Source organism: Microbacterium sp. TWP3-1-2b2, assembly GCF_049896145.1.
Classification (GTDB): Bacteria; Actinomycetota; Actinomycetes; order Actinomycetales; family Microbacteriaceae; genus Microbacterium.
Map to the genome: position 1 here is coordinate 2,539,766 of NZ_JAFCTS010000001.1, position 20,302 is coordinate 2,560,067.

22 protein-coding genes are annotated in these 20,302 nt (G+C 67.5%); 11 read left to right on the forward strand and 11 right to left on the reverse strand.

Annotated features, from left to right (window positions below; genetic code table 11):
* Positions 1-90: 90 nt before the first annotated feature.
* Positions 91-1,821 carry a DUF4185 domain-containing protein gene (locus ACP7AR_RS12505; protein WP_426186152.1) on the reverse strand — a complete coding sequence of 577 codons (1,731 nt, stop codon included), beginning with the start codon at positions 1,819-1,821 and terminating at the stop codon, positions 91-93.
* Positions 1,822-2,094: 273 nt separating this feature from the next.
* Here ACP7AR_RS12505 and ACP7AR_RS12510 point away from each other — a divergent pair, with 273 nt between their 5' ends.
* Positions 2,095-3,618, forward strand: coding sequence for an ATP-dependent DNA ligase (locus tag ACP7AR_RS12510; RefSeq protein WP_426186154.1), 1,524 nt, complete (start codon positions 2,095-2,097; stop codon positions 3,616-3,618).
* A gap of 116 nt (positions 3,619-3,734) precedes the next feature.
* Here the strand turns inward: ACP7AR_RS12510 and ACP7AR_RS12515 are convergent, their stop codons facing one another.
* Both ACP7AR_RS12515 and ACP7AR_RS12520 read right to left on the reverse strand, forming a co-directional pair.
* Positions 3,735-3,911: a hypothetical protein gene (locus tag ACP7AR_RS12515; protein ID WP_426186156.1), complete on the reverse strand. Its 177-nt coding sequence runs from the start codon at positions 3,909-3,911 to the stop codon at positions 3,735-3,737.
* A 43-nt stretch (positions 3,912-3,954) separates the two neighbouring features.
* The gene (locus ACP7AR_RS12520; protein ID WP_426186158.1) at positions 3,955-4,560 is read right to left on the reverse strand and encodes a MerR family transcriptional regulator; all 606 of its coding nucleotides are present in this window, start codon (positions 4,558-4,560) and stop codon (positions 3,955-3,957) included.
* A gap of 70 nt (positions 4,561-4,630) precedes the next feature.
* Here ACP7AR_RS12520 and ACP7AR_RS12525 point away from each other — a divergent pair, with 70 nt between their 5' ends.
* Positions 4,631-5,149, forward strand: a complete 519-nt coding sequence (locus ACP7AR_RS12525) for a DUF4188 domain-containing protein (RefSeq protein WP_426186160.1) — start codon at positions 4,631-4,633, stop codon at positions 5,147-5,149.
* Between the two features lie 25 nt (positions 5,150-5,174).
* On the opposite strand, the gene ACP7AR_RS12530 is transcribed toward ACP7AR_RS12525, so the two are convergent.
* Both ACP7AR_RS12530 and ACP7AR_RS12535 read right to left on the reverse strand, forming a co-directional pair.
* Positions 5,175-5,711 (reverse strand): hypothetical protein, encoded by a 537-nt coding sequence (locus ACP7AR_RS12530; RefSeq protein ID WP_426186162.1) that lies wholly within the window; start codon positions 5,709-5,711, stop codon positions 5,175-5,177.
* A gap of 250 nt (positions 5,712-5,961) precedes the next feature.
* Positions 5,962-6,531, reverse strand: a complete 570-nt coding sequence (locus tag ACP7AR_RS12535) for a TetR/AcrR family transcriptional regulator (RefSeq protein ID WP_426186164.1) — start codon at positions 6,529-6,531, stop codon at positions 5,962-5,964.
* 75 nt (positions 6,532-6,606) lie between these two features.
* Between ACP7AR_RS12535 and ACP7AR_RS12540 the strand changes: the two genes are divergently transcribed.
* On the forward strand, positions 6,607-7,608 hold the full coding sequence (locus tag ACP7AR_RS12540) for an SDR family NAD(P)-dependent oxidoreductase (RefSeq protein ID WP_426186166.1): 1,002 nt from the start codon (positions 6,607-6,609) through the stop codon (positions 7,606-7,608).
* Positions 7,609-7,851: 243 nt separating this feature from the next.
* Here the strand turns inward: ACP7AR_RS12540 and ACP7AR_RS12545 are convergent, their stop codons facing one another.
* A complete protein-coding gene (locus ACP7AR_RS12545; RefSeq protein WP_426186168.1) occupies positions 7,852-8,076 on the reverse strand; it encodes a hypothetical protein in 225 nt (74 codons plus the stop codon).
* Between the two features lie 177 nt (positions 8,077-8,253).
* Positions 8,254-8,847, reverse strand: a complete 594-nt coding sequence (locus ACP7AR_RS12550) for a TetR family transcriptional regulator (RefSeq protein ID WP_426186170.1) — start codon at positions 8,845-8,847, stop codon at positions 8,254-8,256.
* A gap of 77 nt (positions 8,848-8,924) precedes the next feature.
* Here ACP7AR_RS12550 and ACP7AR_RS12555 point away from each other — a divergent pair, with 77 nt between their 5' ends.
* Positions 8,925-9,533 (forward strand): biotin transporter BioY, encoded by a 609-nt coding sequence (locus ACP7AR_RS12555; RefSeq protein WP_426186172.1) that lies wholly within the window; start codon positions 8,925-8,927, stop codon positions 9,531-9,533.
* A gap of 118 nt (positions 9,534-9,651) precedes the next feature.
* On the opposite strand, the gene ACP7AR_RS12560 is transcribed toward ACP7AR_RS12555, so the two are convergent.
* From ACP7AR_RS12560 to ACP7AR_RS12570, 3 genes are read right to left on the reverse strand one after another with little or no spacing between them, the layout of a single operon-like run.
* A complete protein-coding gene (locus tag ACP7AR_RS12560) occupies positions 9,652-10,995 on the reverse strand; it encodes an MFS transporter (RefSeq protein WP_426186174.1) in 1,344 nt (447 codons plus the stop codon).
* A 37-nt stretch (positions 10,996-11,032) separates the two neighbouring features.
* Positions 11,033-12,712 carry a dihydroxy-acid dehydratase gene (locus ACP7AR_RS12565; protein WP_426186176.1) on the reverse strand — a complete coding sequence of 560 codons (1,680 nt, stop codon included), beginning with the start codon at positions 12,710-12,712 and terminating at the stop codon, positions 11,033-11,035.
* Positions 12,709-14,115 (reverse strand): FAD-dependent oxidoreductase, encoded by a 1,407-nt coding sequence (locus tag ACP7AR_RS12570; RefSeq protein WP_426186178.1) that lies wholly within the window; start codon positions 14,113-14,115, stop codon positions 12,709-12,711. The genes ACP7AR_RS12565 and ACP7AR_RS12570 overlap by 4 nt, the downstream gene beginning before the upstream one ends.
* A gap of 50 nt (positions 14,116-14,165) precedes the next feature.
* On the opposite strand from ACP7AR_RS12570, the gene ACP7AR_RS12575 reads away from it, so the two are divergent.
* From ACP7AR_RS12575 to ACP7AR_RS12605, 7 genes are all read left to right on the forward strand, one after another.
* Complete coding sequence (locus ACP7AR_RS12575; protein WP_426186180.1) at positions 14,166-14,828, forward strand: GntR family transcriptional regulator; 663 nt, start codon at positions 14,166-14,168, stop codon at positions 14,826-14,828.
* 85 nt (positions 14,829-14,913) lie between these two features.
* Entirely contained in the window at positions 14,914-17,244 is a 2,331-nt protein-coding gene (purL, locus tag ACP7AR_RS12580) for a phosphoribosylformylglycinamidine synthase subunit PurL (protein ID WP_426186182.1), read from the forward strand.
* A complete protein-coding gene (locus tag ACP7AR_RS12585) occupies positions 17,241-17,417 on the forward strand; it encodes a hypothetical protein (protein WP_426186184.1) in 177 nt (58 codons plus the stop codon). The genes purL and ACP7AR_RS12585 overlap by 4 nt, the downstream gene beginning before the upstream one ends.
* A gap of 134 nt (positions 17,418-17,551) precedes the next feature.
* Positions 17,552-18,277 carry a DUF2786 domain-containing protein gene (locus ACP7AR_RS12590; protein ID WP_426186186.1) on the forward strand — a complete coding sequence of 242 codons (726 nt, stop codon included), beginning with the start codon at positions 17,552-17,554 and terminating at the stop codon, positions 18,275-18,277.
* Positions 18,278-18,449: 172 nt separating this feature from the next.
* The gene (locus tag ACP7AR_RS12595; RefSeq protein ID WP_426186188.1) at positions 18,450-18,773 is read left to right on the forward strand and encodes a cupin domain-containing protein; all 324 of its coding nucleotides are present in this window, start codon (positions 18,450-18,452) and stop codon (positions 18,771-18,773) included.
* A 43-nt stretch (positions 18,774-18,816) separates the two neighbouring features.
* Positions 18,817-19,170, forward strand: a complete 354-nt coding sequence (locus ACP7AR_RS12600; protein WP_426186190.1) for a TraR/DksA family transcriptional regulator — start codon at positions 18,817-18,819, stop codon at positions 19,168-19,170.
* 84 nt (positions 19,171-19,254) lie between these two features.
* On the forward strand, positions 19,255-19,425 hold the full coding sequence (locus ACP7AR_RS12605; RefSeq protein WP_426186192.1) for a hypothetical protein: 171 nt from the start codon (positions 19,255-19,257) through the stop codon (positions 19,423-19,425).
* Positions 19,426-19,470: 45 nt separating this feature from the next.
* On the opposite strand, the gene ACP7AR_RS12610 is transcribed toward ACP7AR_RS12605, so the two are convergent.
* Entirely contained in the window at positions 19,471-20,238 is a 768-nt protein-coding gene (locus ACP7AR_RS12610) for an SDR family oxidoreductase (RefSeq protein ID WP_426186194.1), read from the reverse strand.
* Positions 20,239-20,302 lie beyond the last annotated feature (64 nt).

The following is a 20,302-nucleotide window of genomic DNA, read 5'->3' on the forward strand; positions in this document are numbered from 1 at the left end:
CTTTGTATCACCGACGGGAGCCAATACTCCACGTCGAGGTACGCGAGCGCGCCGTGCCCCCGAAGCGGGCACGGCGCGCGTGGCGATGGCTCACTCGAGAATGAATCGCGTCTCCTGAGCGTTGCCGGCGCGATCGAGCACGACGAGGACATTCTCTCCCTCGACGGCTCCGAAGCGCCCAGGTTCGATGAAGTTGACATCTGACCAGACGTTGTCGGTGAGGTCCTTCACAACGCCGTTGATCGTGACCTGATCCACGCCCACCGCATCGTGAAGCTTGAAGCTCACCTTCTCGTAGACGCCGTCCTCGCCCTGCGTGAACGACGCCCCCTTCTTCACCGTCGCGGTCGGTGCGGTGGTATCGACCGTCACCGCGACCGTTCGGGTGCGGGAGATGTTGCCGGCAATGTCCTCCGCGTTGTACTTCACGGTGTAGGAACCGTCCGGCAGTGCGACGGTCGCCGAGTGGCTTCCCTCTGTCGCGCCGCCGAGCGGGGTCTGCGTGCTCTTGATCAGCGTCTTCCCCTGGTAGACGTTGGCCACGATCCGCTGCAACCCAGAATCGTCAGTCGCGTCGAGGTCGATCGTGAGTTCGCGCAGCACCGCCCCGTCAACCGGCGCGACGAGTGCGGTCTCCGGACGCGTCGTGTCGGGCACGCTGTCGAAGTGGACGTCAAGGAACCGCGGTCGGTTGACGTTCGCGTCGCGCTGGATGCCCTCGAACCCCTGAGAGGAGTTCACGTTGTAGGAGATCGTGAGCGTGCCCGGCTCGCTCATCGACGGATGGGCGGCGACGTTGTAGGCGTACAGGCCTTGAGGATCATGCGCCTCGGGCGCGACGTAGACGGGCTGGCGCTCCGTGAAGGGCCCCACAGGCGAATCGGCGACCGAGACGTAGATGGTGTCACCCAGCATCGAGTCCGTCGTCGACAGCACCCATTTGTCGCCGATCGGCGTCACCGCGAACGACGCGCCGACCTGTCGTGCGACCCGAGCCGAGCGTGTCGGGTCGGCGTTCCAGCCCTGACCGTCGAAGTACTCCCAGCTCGAGATGTCCGCGAGGTGGCCCACGGGTACCCGCGCGATGTGCGCGATCTTCTCGAGCGGCACGGCCTCCGCACCGTAGATGTAGATGAAGTCCCCGCAGGCGACGAGTTCAACACCCCAGGTGATGTTGTTCGCAGTCGGAACCTCGACCGAGTCCTCCACCGCGAAGTCGCCGTCGAAGGTGGCAAGCGTCGTGCCGACCCATCCGAAGTTCCACGGCGGCGGATCGTCGGTGATGGCCTGCTCGAACTCGATGACGCGCAGCTTGCCGCCGTCGAAGATCCCGTCGCCGTTCCACTGCCACAGCGGCCCGGCCAGCGAGGTCGGATCATCCTGCGTTCCACCGGTGATGGTCGTATCAGGCAGCCCGTCGGCTCCGCCGATCACGGCCGAGTTGTTCACAAGACCGGGAGCCTCACCGAGACTCTCGTCGCCGTTGACGGGTCCGAGCCACGTGTCGTTGAACAGCCATACGACGCCGTGGCCGGGCACTTCAGTCGAGTAGGTACCGTCAGCGGCCGCCCAGCCGCCCTGGTTGTCCCAGCCGCCCCCGCTGTTGCCGAACTGCCGCCAGGCCTCCGTCAGTGCCGTGTTCTCGGTGGCCTCCGAGACGACGATGTCGCTGCCGTCAGGGGTGGCATTGCAGACTCCGACCGGAGGCGGAGTGGTCGGCGGCGCGGCGGATGCGGCCATCGGGGTGAGGCAGGCCACCAGAGTGGCTGATGCCGCGAGCGACGCGGCTGCTGTCGCTCTCTTTCGCAGGGGTGTGAACATCTTCGTCCTATCGCTGAAACCGTCGGATGAGGGCTGCGGATGCGGTCGCATCCAAGACGTCGCCGTGGTCCGGTACGAACTCGACGATGATCGGTTCGACCGTAATTGTCAACGTTGACATCCTGAGCCCATGATGCCAACGGGAGAGGTGGGCGTCAAGAGCGCTTCGCTGTGCTGCCGTGTGGGTTCGGTGCCGCCCTCAAAGCCTGGACAGGGCTTGCCGTCTCCTGGGCACCGACCCCGAACGTCCCACCTCGGTGCGAGAATGCCGACATGAAGCTCTCCGAGCTCGCGGACACCGCTGAGGCGGTCGCGGCAACATCGTCGCGGCTCGCGAAGACCGATGCTCTCGGCCGGCTGCTCGAACGCGCCGAGCCTGACGAGATCCGCCCGCTCATCGGCTTGCTGCTCGCCGCTCCACGTCAGGGGCGCTTGGGCGTCGGATGGCGCGGTATCGCCGCACTCGAGGTCTCGCATGCCGTCGAACCGACGCTCTCGATCGCCGACGTCGACCATGCGCTCGACGAGCTCGCCGGTGCATCGGGGGCCGGTTCGGCGGCCCTGCGCAGCGGACTTCTCACAGACCTCGCCTCCCGTGCCACTGCCCAGGAGTGGGACTTCCTCGTACGGGCGATGCTGGGCGAACTGCGCACCGGCGCGCTCGGCGGAGTGCTGCTCGACGCCATCGCCCGTGCGTCCGGCCGCCCTGTCGCGAGTGTGCGCCGCGCCGCCATGCTCTCCGGAGATCTCGGCGACACCGCACTCCTCGCTTTGACCGGCACCGCCGAGCAGTTGGAGGACGTCGGCCTGCAGGTCGGACGTCCTGTGCTGCCGATGCTCGCCGGCACCGCGGCGACAGCTACGGCCGCACTCGAGCTCACCGGCGAAGCGTCCGTCGAGTACAAGCTCGACGGCGCCCGCATCCAGGTGCACCGTCACGGCGACGACGTCAGTGTCTACACCCGCAGCCTCGCCGACATCACCCACCGCGTCCCCGAACTCGTCGAGATCGTGCGCGGCCTCCCCGCACGCGATCTGATCCTCGACGGCGAGACGCTGTCGCTGGACGAAGACGGTGGGCCGCGACCGTTCCAGGAGACCATGTCGCGCTTCGGCGCCGACGTCTCCCGCGAGCTCGTCCTGCGTCCGTGGTTCTTCGACCTGCTGCACGTCGACGGCCGCGACCTCATCGACGAGCCGCTCGCCGTCCGCCTCGCCGAACTCGAGCGGATCGCGGGCGAGTGGCGCATGCCCGGCATCATCACAGACGACCCGGATGCTGCGGAACGGCTGTCGCGCGAGGCGCTCGCCGCGGGGCATGAGGGCGTCGTCGTCAAGTCGACGGACGCGCCGTATGCCGCGGGCCGACGCGGCAAGTCCTGGGTGAAGGTCAAGCCGGTGCTCACCTACGACCTCGTGGTGCTCGCCGCCGAGTGGGGCTCCGGTCGTCGGCGCGGTCGCCTGTCGAACCTGCATCTCGGCGCCTACGATCCGGACGGGGAGTTCGGCGATCCGGGCGGCTTCGTCATGGTCGGCAAGACCTTCAAGGGCCTCACCGACGAGCTGCTGCAGTGGCAGACCGACACGTTCCCGTCGTATGAGTCGCGCCGAACCGCGAACACGGTGTTCCTGCGTCCGGAGCTCGTCGTCGAGATCGCGATCGACGGCGTGCAGCGCTCACCCCGCTACCCCGGCGGCATCGCCCTGCGCTTCGCCCGCGTCAAGGGGTATCGGCCCGACAAGACCGCGGCGGAGGCGGACAGCATCCAGACCCTCCGGGCGCTGCTGCGGGGGTGACCGCCTGGGAAGAAGAGTTTCGGGGATCATCGCGGGCGAGAACGCCGGAAACTCTTCTTCCGTGCGAGCCGCACTCTGCGAATCGGCCGGCCGCGATCCTGGGGGCCAGCCCCGCGCTAGTCCTGCTTGCTGAAGGCTCCGCGCAGCACCAGGTACACGACCACCGCGACCACGGCGACGACCGCGAGCTTGGCGATGAACCACAGCACGTTGAACAGCACGCTGACGAGGATCCACGCGACGATCACAGCGACGACGACACCGACGATGGTCCACACGCTGTTCTTGTTCATGCTTCCAGCCTAACGGCGCAGCATCCGCGCCTCACCGCGTGCCTCAGGTGCCGAACCGCTCCGCCGACGCGACCTGCTGAGCCACGCGTCGCAGCGCGAGCAGCAGCGGCTCCACGAGCACCGATCCGAGCACGACGTACCTGACGGCCGCCTCAGCGGATTCGGTCGGAACTCCGGCGATCTCGGCATCCGCGACGTCGCGCATGCTCTTCAGATACACCGGCAGCGCGCCTGTCGCGAGCTCGAAGCCCGCACCCTCGAGTCCCTGCAGCGCGCGGGCGACATCGTGCAGCACGGCGTCGTCGCACATCCCCGGCTTCCAGCCGAGCCCCTCGACGACGTGCTGCGCCGCGGTCAGATCGAGCGAATCATCGACAGGCGGAGTGATCGCCGCGTGGGCGGCACCCAGCAGCCGATGCTCATCCGCTGGCGGATCATCCAGCGCGTCGAGCACCCGCCGCGTCTCGGCGATGCTGACGCCGGCCGTGATGAGCGCCCGGATGACGCGCAGCCGCTGCAGGTGCGCCTCGCCATACGCCGCCTGGGTCGGTGCGCTGCGCTCGCCCTCCGGCAGCAGCCCCTCGCGCAGGTAGTACTTGATCGTCGGCACCGGAACATTCGCCTGCGCCGACAACTCAGAAATTCTCATGGTCACCTCTTGACATCGATAGTATCGCTATCCATTATGGATAGTAAAGCTATCTAGTCAGGAGGGTGCCATGTCGAAAGTCGTCAAAGGCCGCATGACCCATCGCCACGAAGGCGAGCTCGTCGCATTCCACATCGGTATGCAGATCAATCGTTGGTGGCGGCCGGATCTCTGGGTTCCGGCATTCATGGCCATGCCTCGGATGCTGCGCGAGCTGTCCACGGACAAAGAATCCGGACTCCTCGGGTATCAGTTGCTGTTCGGCAGCGGCGGCCCGTTCGTCGTGCAGTACTGGTCGTCCGTGGAGAAGCTCTACGCCTACGCATCCGCGCCGGCGCAGGAGCATCGCCCGGCCTGGACCGCGTTCAACAAGGCCGCCCGCAAAGCTCCAGGCGCCGTCGGGGTCTGGCACGAGACGTTCCTCGTCGACCGCGCGGAGAGCATCTACGTGTCGACCAAGCCGATGGGTCTGGCGAAGGCCACGGAGCATGTCGCGGTCGGCGGGCGCCACGAGCGGGCGCAGGCACGATTCGTCGACGGACGGACGGACGCGGGAGCCCGCTCCGAGGGGGCCGCGGCTGGGCGATGAGGGGAGGTCGGGCGCGGGGCCTGCGCTACCGCGGCTCGCCTACCAGCGGCCAGCGGCCGGCCCGCTCGCGGAAGCGGATCGCCGCGAACAGCGGCTCGACGGGGTAGATCTGCGGATGGATGCTGAGCTTCACCCCGGATGACGAGCGCACCTGGAACCTCGGCTGCCCGCTCACCTCCAGCATCCGATAGTCGACGATGTCCACGTACTTGATCACTCGCTCGCGTCCGAGGATCGTACGGAAGTGCACCTCGTCGGCGCGGGCGTCGACGTACCAGTTGTTGTACATCAACAGGAACAGCACTCCGGCGGCGGCGATCGCCAACGAGGCGATGCGCATCGGCAGCAGGTCGGCCGTGTAGCGAGATGCGAAGGCGCTGAGCCCCATGAGGAATCCGACCACGAGCAGCAACCAGCCCACGATCGGGACGAAGATCGGCATGCGCATGCGGCTCGGAGTGCGCTTCGAGCGGTTCGGGCGCTTCACCGCCCACCACACTCCGGCGGCGACGATCACGATCGCCAGCGCGACCAGTGCGTACTTCAGAGCGAATGCGGACACCCCACGACACTACGGCGTCTGCGGGTGCGGCGCGGCGCGCCGTGGCACCTGTGGCGTACGGAACTGTCATCGGTGGCGGCCGGTGCCCGTGGCGTGGAAGGTGTCACCGGATGCTGCATGGAACGACGGAAAGCGACCATTCGCGCCACCCTCCGCGCGGCGCCCCCCCCTGAGAGGTGTCGCTGGATGCCGCGTCGAGGGGCCGGACGCGGCATCGAGCGCCACCTCACGAGCGGAGTGGGCCGAGGCGCTACGCCGCGATCCCTCGCAGCAACAACTCCACGACCGTGTGGACGCGCTCCTCGCTCAGCGGGCGCCCCTGCAGCGCGGAGTACGACGCCGTGGCGACGAATTGATCCGCGATGACTTCGGCGTCAGCATCCGCTCGCACGTCACCGGCCTCCTTCGCGACCGCGATGCGCGCGACCACCCAGTCGACGATCGGACTCGCGAAGCGCTCGTTGAGCGCCGCTCCGAGTTCGGGGTCCGTCGCCGTCACGGCGATCAGTGCACGCGCGAGCGCGACCGACTCCGGCTCACCGAGACCCACCGATGCCGCCGAGAACCAGGCGCGCAGGTCTGCCTCGAGATCGTCCGTCACCGCCATGGGCACGTCGCCGCCAGGGAGCGACCCCTCGAGCAACGCCTCGCCGAGGATCGCCGCCTTCGACGGCCACCACCGGTAGATCGTCTGCTTCGAGACGTCCGCTTCGGCGGCGAGCCCCTCGATCGTCACAGCCGCATAGCCCTCAGCCGAGATGGCGCGACGCATCGCCGCCAGCACGGCCTGGCGTGCTTTCTCGCTGCGGGGTCTCGGCACCCTGTCAGAGTATCCAGGAGTACGATGGATGATAAGTAGACGCACCGTTGCGAAACTCGATTGAAAGGGAGAATCATGGCACTGACCGCACACTCCACCATCGGCGAATGGCTGAACGATCCGATCGGCGGCGAGCTGGTGCGCGGCATGCTCGCCCAGGCCGGCGCCGACGCCGACTCCCTCAAGCCGGTGCTCGGCCTGCCGTTGCAGCAGATGGTCGTCCTGAGCCAGGGCGCGATGGCCCAGTCGGTCGTCGACGACCTCGTCCGCGCTGCCAACAACGGTGAGATCCCGACCGAGGATGCACCCACCGGTTGGGTCGAGACGACCACCCCCGGTCGCTTCACCGGCAAGACGATCATCGTCACCGGCGCAGCATCCGGAATCGGCAAGGCGACGGCATCGCGCATCGCCCGCGAAGGCGGCCGCGTGATCGCCGTCGACATCGCGGCAGACAAGCTCGATGCGCTGAAGACCGATCTCGCGGATGCCGACGTCGTCACCGTCGCCGGCGACCTCACGAAGCAGGAGTCGATCGACGCCGTCGTGGCCGCTGCCGGAGAGAAGATCGACGGCCTCGCGAACGTCGCGGGGATCAACGACGACTTCTCGCCGGCCGGTGAGACTCCGGATGCCGTGTGGGACCGCGTGATCGCGATCAACCTCACCGCACCGTTCAAGCTCATGCGGGCCGTGCTTCCTCTCATGGAGGCTGCGGGTGGAGGTGCGATCCTCAACGTCTCCAGCGAGGCGGGTCTTCGCGGCAACGCATCCGGCAACGCCTACACCGCGAGCAAGCACGGCATCATCGGCGTCACGAAGTCGGCGGCGTTCATGTACGGGCCGAAGGGCATCCGAGTGAACTCGGTCGCTCCGGGCGGCGTGGCCACCGGCATCCCGATGCCTCCGAACATGTCCGAGACCGGGTCGGCGCGCCTCGCTCCGTTCCAGCAGGCTATTCCCACGGTCGCGACGGCCGAGCACCTCGCCGCGTCGATCACGTTCCTGCTCTCGGACGACGCAGTGAACATCAACGGCGCAGTGCTCGCCAGCGATGGCGGGTGGTCAGTGCAGTAACTCCGGCGCGTCGAGTGTGCCGTGCGCGGCTTGGGGAGGGCGCGCACACCCGCGAGGTGTCGCTCGTGGTCGCTTCCGGCGCATGGATGCGGCACACAGCGACACCTCGCGGGCGCAGCGCTCTCGGGGAGTGTCGCTGATGGTCGCATCCGGCGCATGGATGCGGCACACAGTGACACCCTTCGCACCAGCGACAACCTCCGCACGAGCGACGCCCCCGGCAGAGCCGGGACGCGCGCGGCCTCAGACGAGGTCGCGGGGATTCGTCCCGTGGGCCGTACGGTCATCCGTCGGCCCCTCGGAGAACTTCAGGTTGTGGTCGACCTGCCGTGCGACAGCGGCTTCACGCCCTGCGGCGATCGCCTCCTTCTCCTTCTCGAAGCCAGGGCCGAGCGTGCGAGACTCTCCCTCGATGCGGTTGAACCACAGTCCGTCCTGGCGGAATGTCTCGATGTCACCTGCAGCCATGTCGTCTCCGTTCGTCGCGTGTTCCTTATTTCTATGCCTGCGCGGACGTCACGAGAACCCCCTTGCCCGAGGGGCGGATGCTGGCTAGCGCGGGGGCGACCCGGCCCTGGGCGACCGCTGCTGGGCGACAGCGATCGTCGCATCAGCCGCGGCGATGATTCAGGTCGCGGCGATGATTCAGGTCGCGGCGACGACAGCCTGCACTCCGGCCACCACCATCGCCAGCCCGGCATCGAAACCGTCGACGCGATCCGCGACCCGATTGGGTGCGAGGTCGACCGAGGCATCTGCCGCTCCGACGACGGCGGCGTGCATCCGCTGCTGCTCATGGAACGTGTAGCCGATCACGTAGTGCACGAGAGTATCCGCCGCGATGCCCGCCGCGGTCGCATCCAGCCCTGCCGCGAGCGCTGCTGCCTCAAGCCGCTCGCGGCTCGGAAGTTCGAGCAGCCCGAGCGCCAGAGAGCTCGACACGAGCTCGGCCCCGTCTCGGTATGCGAGCAACCGTTCATGCAGAGTCGTCGCGATGGCGGCGAGGTCGGGTGCAGCATCCGAGGTCTCGTCGGCGAGCGCGACGATCCGCTCACTCACGGCCGCGAGCAGGGTCTGCTTGTTCGGGAAATGCCAGTACAGCGCGCTGACCTGCACGTCGAGGAGGTCGGCGATCCGCCGCATCGACAGCCCCGGCAGTCCGTTCTCGGCCAACACTCGCATCGCCGCGTCGACGACGCCTGTTCTGTCGTTGCGGGCGGATGCAGGTACGGCGTTCATCCTGCTACTCTACAGAACACCGTTCAGGTGAACAGTGTTCTAGTGAGCACTGTTCAGGAAGCTTCCAGAGGAGTCAGATGTCAACCGCAACAGCCACACGCCGCACCTTCCCCGTGCTGGCAGACCTCATCGGCGTCAACTCTCGCCAGGGCGCACGCGTGCGCGATGTCGTCCTCACGATCATCGGCACGGCGTTCATCACGGTCGCCGGATACATCACGATCCCGCTTCCGTTCACGCCTGTCCCGATCTCGCTGGCGACCTTCGCCGTGCTCCTGACGGGTGCGACTCTCGGTCCGCTCCGGGGATCGGCGAGTGCGGGCCTCTACCTCGTGCTGGGTCTCGTCGGCGTGCCGCTGTTCGCTCACGGAGCCTCCGGCTGGGCGTTCTCGTCCTTCGGCTACATCGTCGGCTACGTCATCGCGGCGCTCATCGTCGGAGCACTCGCTCGACGCCGCTCCGATCGGTCTGTGTGGTCGACCCTCGGCCTCGCCGCCGTCGGATCTCTCACGATCTACGCCTTCGGCGTCCCGTGGCTCGCCGCCTTCCTTGGCATCGACCTCGCCACAGCCTTCACCCTCGGCGTGCTGCCGTTCCTCATCGGCGACGCCGTGAAGATCGTCGCCATGGCGGGACTGCTCCCAGCGACCTGGCGCATCGTCGACGGCTCGGGCGCGCGCCGCTGATCCAGTATCAGCGCCTGGTGGATGCCGGTTGCGGATCTGCGCAGCATCCATCGATATGGCGCACACCGGCACGAAGCTGCCCGGAGCACCGGGCCCCGGGCAGCTCGCGTCGCCGTCGTCAGCGCACGTCCTCCGGCACGGCCTCGATGTCGTTGCTGCTCGTCTCCGGCCCGAAGGCCAGCGCGACGAGGGTGAGGATCGTGAGCACCAGCAAGTACACGACGATGATCCACCAATGCCCGAACGCCGCCAGCAGCGCGGTCGCGATCAGCGGCAGGAATCCTCCGGCGAGCACGGATCCGATCTCTCGAGCGAAGGCGAATCCCGACAGCCGCGTGCGGGTGTCGAAGAGCTCGGCGAAGTACGCAGCCTGAGGGGCGAGCATCGCCGGATACAGGATCCCGAGCCCGACGACGAAGCCGAGCACCAGAAGCGGAGGCGACTTCGTCTCGACGAGCATGAAGAACGGCACCAGCCAGACGATGGAGGCGATCGCGCCGCCCGCGTACACAGGACGGCGACCGACCTTGTCGCTCAGGGCAGCCCAGAGCGGGATCGCGATGACCTGCACGAATGAGGCGATCACCACGGCCATCAAGGTGACCGATGTCGGCACACCCAGCGAGTTCACCGCGAACCCGACCGCGAAGACCGGGAACAGGTACGCGAACCCGTTCTCCGCGAAACGCGCGCCGACGACGACGAGGAAGTTCCGCGGGTGGCGACGGATCGCTTCGAACACAGGGACCTTCGTCTGCTTGACGACACCTTCAGCCTCAGCCCTGACTGCTTCCTCGTACGCGGGAGTCTCGTCGATCGTCCGACGGATGAAGTACCCGACGACGAGGAGCAGAGCGCCGAGGAGGAACGGCACCCGCCAGCCCCACGCCTGGAACGCCTCCTCCGAGAGGATCGTCGTCATCAGCTGGAACACACCGGTCGACAGGAGTGTGGCCACCGCGAAGCCCATCGGAGCCCACGCGCCGGCGAGTCCTCGACGGCGCTGGTCGCCATGTTCGACAGAGAGCACGACGGCGCCCGCATACTCGCCGCCCGCACCGAACCCCTGCAGCAGCCGCAGCACGATCAGCATGATCGGCGCACCGACGCCGATCGCGGCATAGGTGGGAAGAACGCCGATCAACGTCGTCGCGATGCCCATCAGGACGATGGTGAAGACGAGCATCTTCTTTCGGCCGACCTTGTCACCCATGTTGCCGAGGATGATCCCGCCGAACGGGCGGGCGAGGAAGCCGACCGCATACGTCGCGAACGCGGCCAGGGTGCCCACGACCGGGTCCGCCCCTGGGAAGAACTGCGAGTTCAAGACGAGCGCTGCCGCGGTCCCGTAGATGAGGAAGTCGTACCACTCGAGAGTGGTGCCGACCAGCGCGGCGATGCCGGCCTTTCGTGCCTGTCTGCGCTGTGCCGCCGTTGGCGCAGCGGTGGTGGTTGCGGTCACTGGGTCCATCTCCTTTGGTGGTTGAGGTTGCTGTGGTTCACGAAGCCGGGCGGCGCAGCACGGCGCCCTTCTGAATCGGCCCGACGAGGGCCGCGTACTGTCCGAGCCAGCCGCGTTCGACCTTCGAGTCGCCGGCACGCACGGGAGCCCCGTCTCGCGCCGGATCAGCATCGATGCGCCTGGCGTCGAGGTCGATACGGATGAGATCGCCCGCTTCGATGCCCGCCAGCGGCCCGCCATCCGCCGCTTCCGGCATGACCTGCCCCACGACGAGGCCGTGGTTGAGCCCGGAGAGCTCGCCGTCTGTGACGACCGCGACCTGCCCTCCGAGACCCGCGCCGTTCAACGCCGCGACGAAGCTGGCGGCGAAGACCGTGCCAGGGCCGCCTCGTGGCCCCATGCCGCGCAGCACGATGACGTCGCCGGGGTGGATCTCGCCCGTGCCGAGAGCGTCGATCGCGTCATCCTCCGCCGTGAAGACGACCGCTGGGCCTTCGAACTGACGCCGCGCCGCTCCCACACCGGCGACCTTGACGATCGCGCCATCCGGAGCGACGGAGCCGCGCAGGATGATCAGGCCCGGCTCCTGCTTCACCGGATCGTCGAGCGTGTGAAGCACGTCGCCGTCCGCCTCGCGCGCCCTCTCGGCACGCTCGGCGACTGTCACGCCCTCGACCGTGAGCGCAGCGCTGTGCAGGCGCGGCATCAATGTGCGCAGCACCGTCTGGACCCCTCCGATCTCGTCGAGATCCCACACCTGGTGCGCGCCGTTCGGGCGGATCGCCGCGAGCTGCACGGCATCACGCCCCTTCTCCTCGAACAGCGCGACGACGTCCTGATCGAGATCAGCCTCCGCCGAGATCGCTGTGAGGTGACGGACGCAGTTGACCGACCCACCAAGGGCGAGCGCGACCTCCACCGCGTTCTCGATCGATTCGGCGGTGATGATCTGACGGGCGGTGATGCCCTCCGTGACCATGTCGACGATGCGGTGACCGGCAGCGGTGGCGTTGCCGAGCATCTGCTCGGAGTTCGCACGCGTGGGGGCCGAACCTGCCACCGTCATCCCGAGAGCTTCGGCGATGCAGTGCATCGTGTTCGCGGTGGCGAGTCCTGCGCAGACGCCGGGTCCTTGGATCGCAGAGTCCGCGAGATCGCCGAGCTCCGGCGCGGTCATCTCACCCGCGGCGATCGCGCCGACCGATTCGTAGACCGTGTCGATGTCGACCGAGCAGCCGTTCCATGTGCCGCCGCGCTGGTACCCGCCGATGACGACGATGCTCGGCAGGTCAAGCCGTGCCGCCGCCATCAGATGCGCCGGCGTGGTCTTGTCGCACGAGGAGAGGAAGACGATGCCATCGAGCACAGCGCCTTCGACCGCGGCCTCGACATCGTTCACGATGAGGTCTCTCGTCGGCATGAGGTAGCGGCCCTTCCGGCCCGCGCTGGTAACGAAGTCGCTGGGGGCGGTCGTGCGGATCTCGAACGGCAGTCCGCCCGCCTCGCTGATGGCGTCGGCCACTCTCACCGCCACATCGTCGAGGTGCGCGAAGCACACCGACAGCTTCGATGAGGTGTTCACGATCGCGATCTTGGGCTTCTCCTGATCCGCGAGCGGAATGCCCATCGCACTCCACTGCGCGCGTCGAACGGCCCACCTCGTGGTGCCGGGAGTGAAGTTGCTCCGCAGCGTCTCGGCTGGTCTTGTCTCGCTCATCGTCGAACTTCTTCCTTGTCTGCTGCCAGAGCATCGATGCTGAGCGCACTGCCCTCGGCGATCATTCGGGTGGCGACCTCGCGCCCGTCGAGGTCTCGGTACGCGCGGCCGGTGCTCAGGGAGAGCAGCGTGGCCTGGGCGGCGGCGTGGCCGTATTCGAAGCACTGCGCGGTGACCCGCGCGGATGCGAGTGCCTCGTGCTCTGCGCTGAGGCAGCGACCGGCGACGATGACGTTCTCGCCGGACGATGGCACGAGCGTGCCATAGGGCACGTCGTAGTAGTCGTCGAGGATCCAGTGCAGCTTCGGCCGCTCGCCATCGTGGAGCTCGATCGGCCATGGCGATCTGCAGATCCCATCGACGGCCTTCCGTGCATTGACGACGTCATCGTTCGTGAGCGTCGCGATGCCCTCGATGGTCCTCGTCTGCCGGATGCCGACCTCGACGCCGGTGTCGACGACGAAGACGTCGCGGCACCCGGGGATGTTCTGCCGCAGGAAGGCCTCGTACGCACGCACCTGCTCTCGCCCTCGCACCTCGGCGGTCGTGAAATCGGCCGGGTCGATGACATTGAGCACGCGCCCGCCCTCGCCGATCAGGCGCGTGGCGTTCACGAGCAGCTCATTGGGGCGTCCGGTGTCGAACATCCAGATCTTGTCGCGCGGGAGCTCCATTCCTTCGGCTCGGGCCTCCCTGATCCGGTCGGTGACCCAGGCGGGACTGATCGTGTCTTCTCCCCACGCATCCCAGAACGCGGGAAGGTCCACGTTGCCGAGGCGGAAGAACATGGTGGGATTCTGGATGCGGCCGTTCGCACCGAACCGGTACGCACCGCCTCCGCGGGCCACGACAGCAGCGTCGCCGGAGGCGTCGATGATGCGAGCGGCGCGCACGACACCCAGCCCTGCGTTGGACGCGACGACCACGCCCTGATACTCGTCGGCATCCTTGATGACCCCGACCACGTCGGTGTGGAACAGGATCTCGACGCCGGCGCCGGTGAGCAATGCGTCCGCTGTCTCGCGCCACTTCAGTGGGTCGTGCGCGCTGGTGTACGTCTTGCCGTACTTCTGGGGAGCCGTCAGCCCACCTCGATGGCGGAGCTCGCCGGCGAAGCGTTCGGTGAACCCGTAGACGACCTGATCCGGCGCTGCGCCGGAGTCGGACGCGCGATACATGCCGCAGATGGTCCCCGACATCCCGGCCACTGCCGCTCCGCCGGCGAAGCCGTACTTCTCGAGGATCAGCACTCGCGCTCCGGCCTCGCCGGCGACGGTGGCCGCGGCGACTCCGGCTGCACCGGCTCCGACGACGAGCACGTCCACGGCGGCGATCTCCGGCAGGCGGTCCGCGTCGATGACAGGTGTGGTGAGGCTCCAATGCCCAACTGAGATATCAGTCATGTATTAAACGTACATCGGTTGTTGGACTACTGTCTATAAGGGAGGCGAAAATGGCTGGCAACATGACCGATGACGCGTTCGAGAAGATCGAGCGGATGATAGTCCTGCAGGAGATCGCACCCGGGAGTCTCATCTCCGAGAAGCAGCTCACTGAGGCGACCGGCATCGGACGGACGCCAGTGCGTGAGGCTCTGCAGCGCCTCGCTCGTGATCGCATGGTGGAGATCCACCCGCAACGGGGCGTTCTCGTTCCGCCGAGCAGCATCGAAGCACAGTTGAAACTGCTCGAACTGCGTCGGAATCTCGAGCCTTTCGCCGTGCGACTGGCTGCGGAGCGCGCCTCGGCACAGCAGAGGGATCGAGCCACTGCCCTCATGACGCGCGCACGGTCGCTCGACATCCCCCTCGAGGACTTCCCCCTTTTCCTTCGTGACGCGCACGACCTCATCGTCGCCGCGGCGCACAACGAGTTCCTGTCCGTGGCGATGGCTCCACTGCAGGGGCTGTCCAGGCGGTTCTGGTTCTCGCACCTGTCGCAGCCGGCGGCGGACATCGCCGAGGCAGCGACCCTGCACGCCGCGGTGCTGGAGGCTGTCGCCGGTGGCGACGTGGATGCCGCGGCAGAAGCGTCGCTCGCGCTCAACGACTATCTCGTCCGATTCGCGTACGCGACTCTTCCGCAGCAGGGCGGCGCCACCAGCTCGGCCGGATAGCCGAGGCGGTGGCCGCCCCGCCGATCACCGTCATGACCGCCGGTAGACTTGACCACGCCCCGCCGGCCCTGATCTTGGAGTGCGCGTGACCACCCCCACCCCCGAAGCATCCACTCGTCAGCACGTCCCCGACTCCGTGAGCAACGCCGCGGCGACGCCGGAGAAGGAACAGCCCTACGCGGCGCTGGGACTCAAGCCCGACGAGTACGCCCGCATCCGCGAGATCCTCGGCCGCCGCCCCACGAGCGGCGAGCTGGCGATGTACTCCGTCATGTGGTCGGAGCACTGCTCCTACAAGTCGTCGAAGAACTACCTGCGCCGCTTCGGCCAGAAGGTCTCCGATGAGATGAAGGAACGCCTCATGGTCGGCATGGGCCAGAACGCCGGCGTCATCGACGTCGGCGAGGGCTGGGCAGTCACCTTCAAGGCCGAGTCGCACAACCACCCCTCCTTCATCGAACCGTTCCAGGGCGCGGCGACCGGCGTCGGCGGCATCGTCCGCGACATCATCTCGATGGGCGCCCGCCCCGTCGCCGTGATGGATGCGCTGCGCTTCGGTGCGATCGATCACCCCGATACCGCCCGCGTCGTGCACGGCGTCACCGCCGGCATCAGCTTCTACGGCAACTGCCTCGGCCTGCCGAACATCGGTGGCGAGACGGTCTTCGACTCCGTCTACCAGGCCAACCCGCTCGTCAACGCGCTCGCGGTCGGCGTGCTCCGCCATGAGGACCTCAAGCTCGCCAACGCCGAGGGCGTCGGCAACAAGGTCGTCCTCTTCGGCGCCCGCACCGGCGGCGACGGGATCGGCGGCGCCAGCATCCTGGCATCCGATTCCTTCGACGACGGCGGCCCGACCAAGCGCCCCGCGGTGCAGGTCGGCGACCCCTTCGCCGAGAAGGTGCTCATCGAGTGCTGCCTCGAGCTCTACAAGGGCGAACTCGTCGAGGCGATCCAGGACCTCGGAGCCGCCGGAATCTCCTGCGCGACATCCGAGCTCGCGGCCAACGGCAACAGCGGCATGAAGGTCTCGCTCGACAACGTGCTGCTGCGCGACCCCACGCTGACCGCTGAGGAGATCCTCATGTCGGAGTCGCAGGAGCGCATGATGGCCATCGTCGCTCCCGAGAAGCTCGACGCCTTCATGGAGGTCGTGAACAAGTGGGAGGTCGAGACGTCCGTCCTCGGCGAGGTCACCGGCGACGGCCGCCTCGTCATCGACTGGCAGGGCGAGCGCATCGTCGACGTCGACCCGTCGACGGTCGCGGTCGACGGCCCCGTCTACGACCGCCCCGTCGCCTACCCGACGTGGATCGACGCGTTGCAGGCGGATGCTGCTGAGCTGCTGCCCCGCACGGATGACGCCGAGGTGCTGCGCCAGCAGTTCCTCGCACTCGTCGCCTCTCCGAACCTCGCCGACACCAGCTGGATCACCAACCAGTACGACTACTACGTGCTCGGCAACACCGCGCTGGCCTTCCCCGACGACGCCGGCATGATCCGCGTCGACGAGGAGTCCGGCCTCGGCTTCGCGATCTCCACCGACGCGAACGGCCGCTACTGCCAGCTCGACCCGTATGCGGGTGCACAGCTGGCGCTGGCCGAGGCGTACCGCAACGTCGCCGTGACCGGCGCCACCCCGACGGCGATCACCGACTGCCTCAACTTCGGCTCCCCCGAGAACCCCGAGGTCATGTGGCAGTTCGGTCAGACGGTCGACGGCCTGGCCGACGGATGCTACGAGCTCGGCACCCCGGTCACCGGCGGCAACGTCTCGTTCTACAACCAGACCGGTGACACTCCGATCCACCCCACCCCTCTGGTGGGCGTGCTCGGCATCATCGACGACGTCTCGCGCCGCATCCCCTCGGCGTGGCAGGACGAGGGTCAGAACATCTACCTGCTCGGCACCACCTCGACCGAGCTGTCCGGCTCTGCATGGGCCGAGACGGTGCACAGCCACCTCGGCGGACTGCCGCCCAAGGTCGATCTCGCCGGCGAGAAGCGCCTCGCCGGACTCATCGGCGCCGCCCGAGACGAGTGGCTGATCTCTTCCGCTCACGACGTGTCGGAGGGCGGGCTCGCTCAGGCTCTCGCCGAGGGCGTCATGCGATTCGGTGTCGGTGCCCGCGTATGGCTGACCGAACTCATGGATCGCGATGGGGTGGATGCCGCATCCGCTCTGTTCTCCGAGTCGACGGGCCGCGTCATCGTGACCGTTCCTCGCGAGGACGACGTGAAGTTCCAGGGCCTGTGCGAAGGACGCGGCTACCCGGTGCTGCGCATCGGCGTGACCGACACGGTCTCCGACCTCGAGGTCACCGGACTCTTCACGGTCTCGGCATCCGAACTGCGCGAGCGTTCGCAGGCGACTCTTCCCGCAGCCTTCGGCCCGACCGTCTCGGAGCCTGTGTGAGCGACATCGAGCGGCACGGTCAGGGCAGCCCTGTCCCCGCACCCGGCGAGGAGGATTACGGTCGGCTCGGCGCGCGTCGCACCCGACGGATGCGCATCGTCGCCTGGGTGACGATCGCGGCCCTCATCCTCATCGGCGGCGGCTCGACCGTGCTGTCGCTGCTGTTCGGCTGAGTCATTCCGCGCACTGCGGACTCCTCCTCCACCGCATCGGCCGTTCATCGAAGCATCCACCTTTCGTGCTCTCGCGCTCCGCGATGTCGGAGCATCTGCGAAGACTGAGCGGCATCGCAGACGAAGGAGACACGATGAGCGAATCCAAGCTGGACTTGATCGCGAAGCTGCTGGCGAAGGCCGAGAGCACGACACCTGAAGAAGCCGAGGCGCTCACCGAGCACGCCGAACGCCTGATGGTGAAATACGGCATCGAGCAGGCGCGACTCGATGCGCGACGAGCGCAGCTGGGCCAAGAGCGCGAAGAGATCGTGCAGGAGCAGATGGTCTTCACCGGCTCGTACGCGCGAGACATCCGTGAGCTGGGCGGCAACGTCGCGTTCGCGCTCGGTTCGATCAGACCGATGCAGTCGGAGCGGCCCGGTGGCCGATTCATCCTCTACTTCGTCGGCTTCACGTCCGACGTGCAGCAGGCGAAGATCCTCACGGCCAGCCTCGAAGTGCAGGCGATGGTGGCGATGCGGGCCTGGTGGGCGAGCCGTCGGGAGATGTACCGGTGGCACTCCGAAGCAGAGAAGCGTCGCGCACGCAGCGGATTCATCCGCGGGTTCGGGATCGGCGCCGCGCAACGCCTGCGAGAGAGTCGTGCCGTGATCATCGAAGAATCCGGGTCGGGTACCGCGCTCGTGCTTGCGGATCGCCGAAATCAAGTGGACGCCGTGGTCGCCGCGATCCCGCATCGACGGGGACGAGCGCGCCAGGGCGCCGATCGTTCGGCCTTCACGCACGGGCATCGATCGGGTCTCGAGGCGAACACCGGCGGGAGCGCGGTCACGGCGGGTCGGGGCGTATCGGGCTGAGCGCCACGAGATTCATGCCGCAGCATCCATCTCCCAGTGACGCGGGTCGCCCCAGCCGAGCTCCCCGGGCTTCGCTTGATCGGTTTTGCTGGATTCAGGAACAATCGGATACGGGACGGCTCTGTTCCCTGTGGGGCCGGACGCGTACCCTCGGGCGTGGAACGGAGGAACAATGACCATCCAGCCTGTGGACGTCGCCCGCGACGAGGACATCGAGGGATACCTGCTCGGCTCGTCGGTGAGCATCATGCGCGAGTACATCACGAGTGCCGGCAGAGGACCGCGCCTGCACCGCCATCCCTATGCCGAGACGTTCGTGATCCACCGCGGCCGCGCGCTGTTCACGGTCGGAGACGAGCAGGTCATCGGCGCGGGAGGGCAGATCCTCGTCGTTCCCGCGCTCGTCGACCACAGATTCGAAGTGCTGGACGGCGGCACGTACGAGGCCACGCACGTGCACGCGAATGATCGTTTCGTCACGGAGTGGCTCGAGTAGTCGACGGCCCCGCACACCTGTCAGTCGGCACTAGCCTGAGACCGTGACCGACACCGAACTGCGCCCCCTGCTGGAGGTGCTGCGTCGCGAGGCGCACAGCAGGGTCGAGTCGCTCACGGCGATGCTCACGGAGCTGACGCACGATCGCAGCAGCCAGAGCGACGATGACGAGCACGACCCGGAGGGTGTGCCGCTGTCGGCCGAGTGGTCGCGATTGAACGGGCTGCTCGACGGCGCCCGCGACGAACTGCAGCAGATCGATGATGCGCTGGTCAGAATGGATGCCGGCGATTACGGCGTCTGCGCGAACTGCGGTCGCAGCATCCCGATCGCGCGACTCCGGGTCAGACCGTTCGCCACGCTCTGCGTGCCCTGCGCCGAGAAGCTGGGTCGCTGACCTGCGGAGCGCGTTGTCAACCCTCTGGCGACCACGCATCGACCGCGGGACTCTGGGCGAACCACCTACGAACAGGAGCACCCCATGAGCGACCCGAACACCGGCGGACCCCGCACCGACGATCCCACCGAGACCGGCCTCGACAAAGGCACCGGCGACCCGAATGACGACCGCGCGTATCTCAACGACCTCCCGCCTGCTCAGGTCGTCGAGGAAGACGTTGAGGATTCAGACGAAACGGATGCCGACGCCTGAGCGCTCTGCACGGCCACGGGTCTCGTGGCCGTGCACCACTGAGGCTCAGCTTGCGGCGTGCGCGGCGAACCCGTTCAGCACGGCGATGACCTGCGCCTGATCTCCGCGCGCTTCGCCGTAACGCAGGAACTTCACCCGTTCGACCTGCACCTCAGTGACATCGGGCTGCGTCTGCAGAATGACCATCGTCTCGTCGATGTAGTCACCCAGAGGCATGGCGGATGGCTCATCCTGATGTCCGGGCATGAGTTCGGTCTGCACCGACGGCGGCACGAGCTCGACCACGCGCACGGTCGAGTCTGCCAGCTGCAGCCGCAGCGTCTCGCTGAGCTGGTGGATGGCGGCCTTCGTCGCGTTGTAGGTGGGCGTGAAGCGCAGCGGCGCGAACGCCAACCCGGACGAGACGGTCATGATCGTGGCGTCCGGCTGCGCGAGCAGATGTTCGATGAACGCCGAGATCAGCCGGATCGGTCCGAGAAGGTTCGTCGTCACTGTGGCCTCGGCGTCCTCGAGGAAGGTGCCGGGTGAGGTCCAGTCCTCCACGCGCATGATGCCCGCCATCGGGACGAGCACGTTGAGATCGGGATGCCGCGAGATGACCTCGCTCGCGGCATCGGCGATCGACGCGGCATCCGTCGTGTCGATCCGAACCGTGTCGATACCCGGATGCTCCGCCGCGATCTCATCGAGCAGTTCAGTGCGGCGGCCACCGATGATGACCTGGTTGCCGGCGTCGTGAAGGCGCAGCGCGAGGGCGAGACCGATACCGCTGGTCGCGCCGGGGACGAAGATGGTGTTTCCGTTGATTCGCATGATTCGAGTGTCGATCGGGTACACGGCTCGCGGCAGAGAGCGGTTGTCGGGGGACCGGCGATCC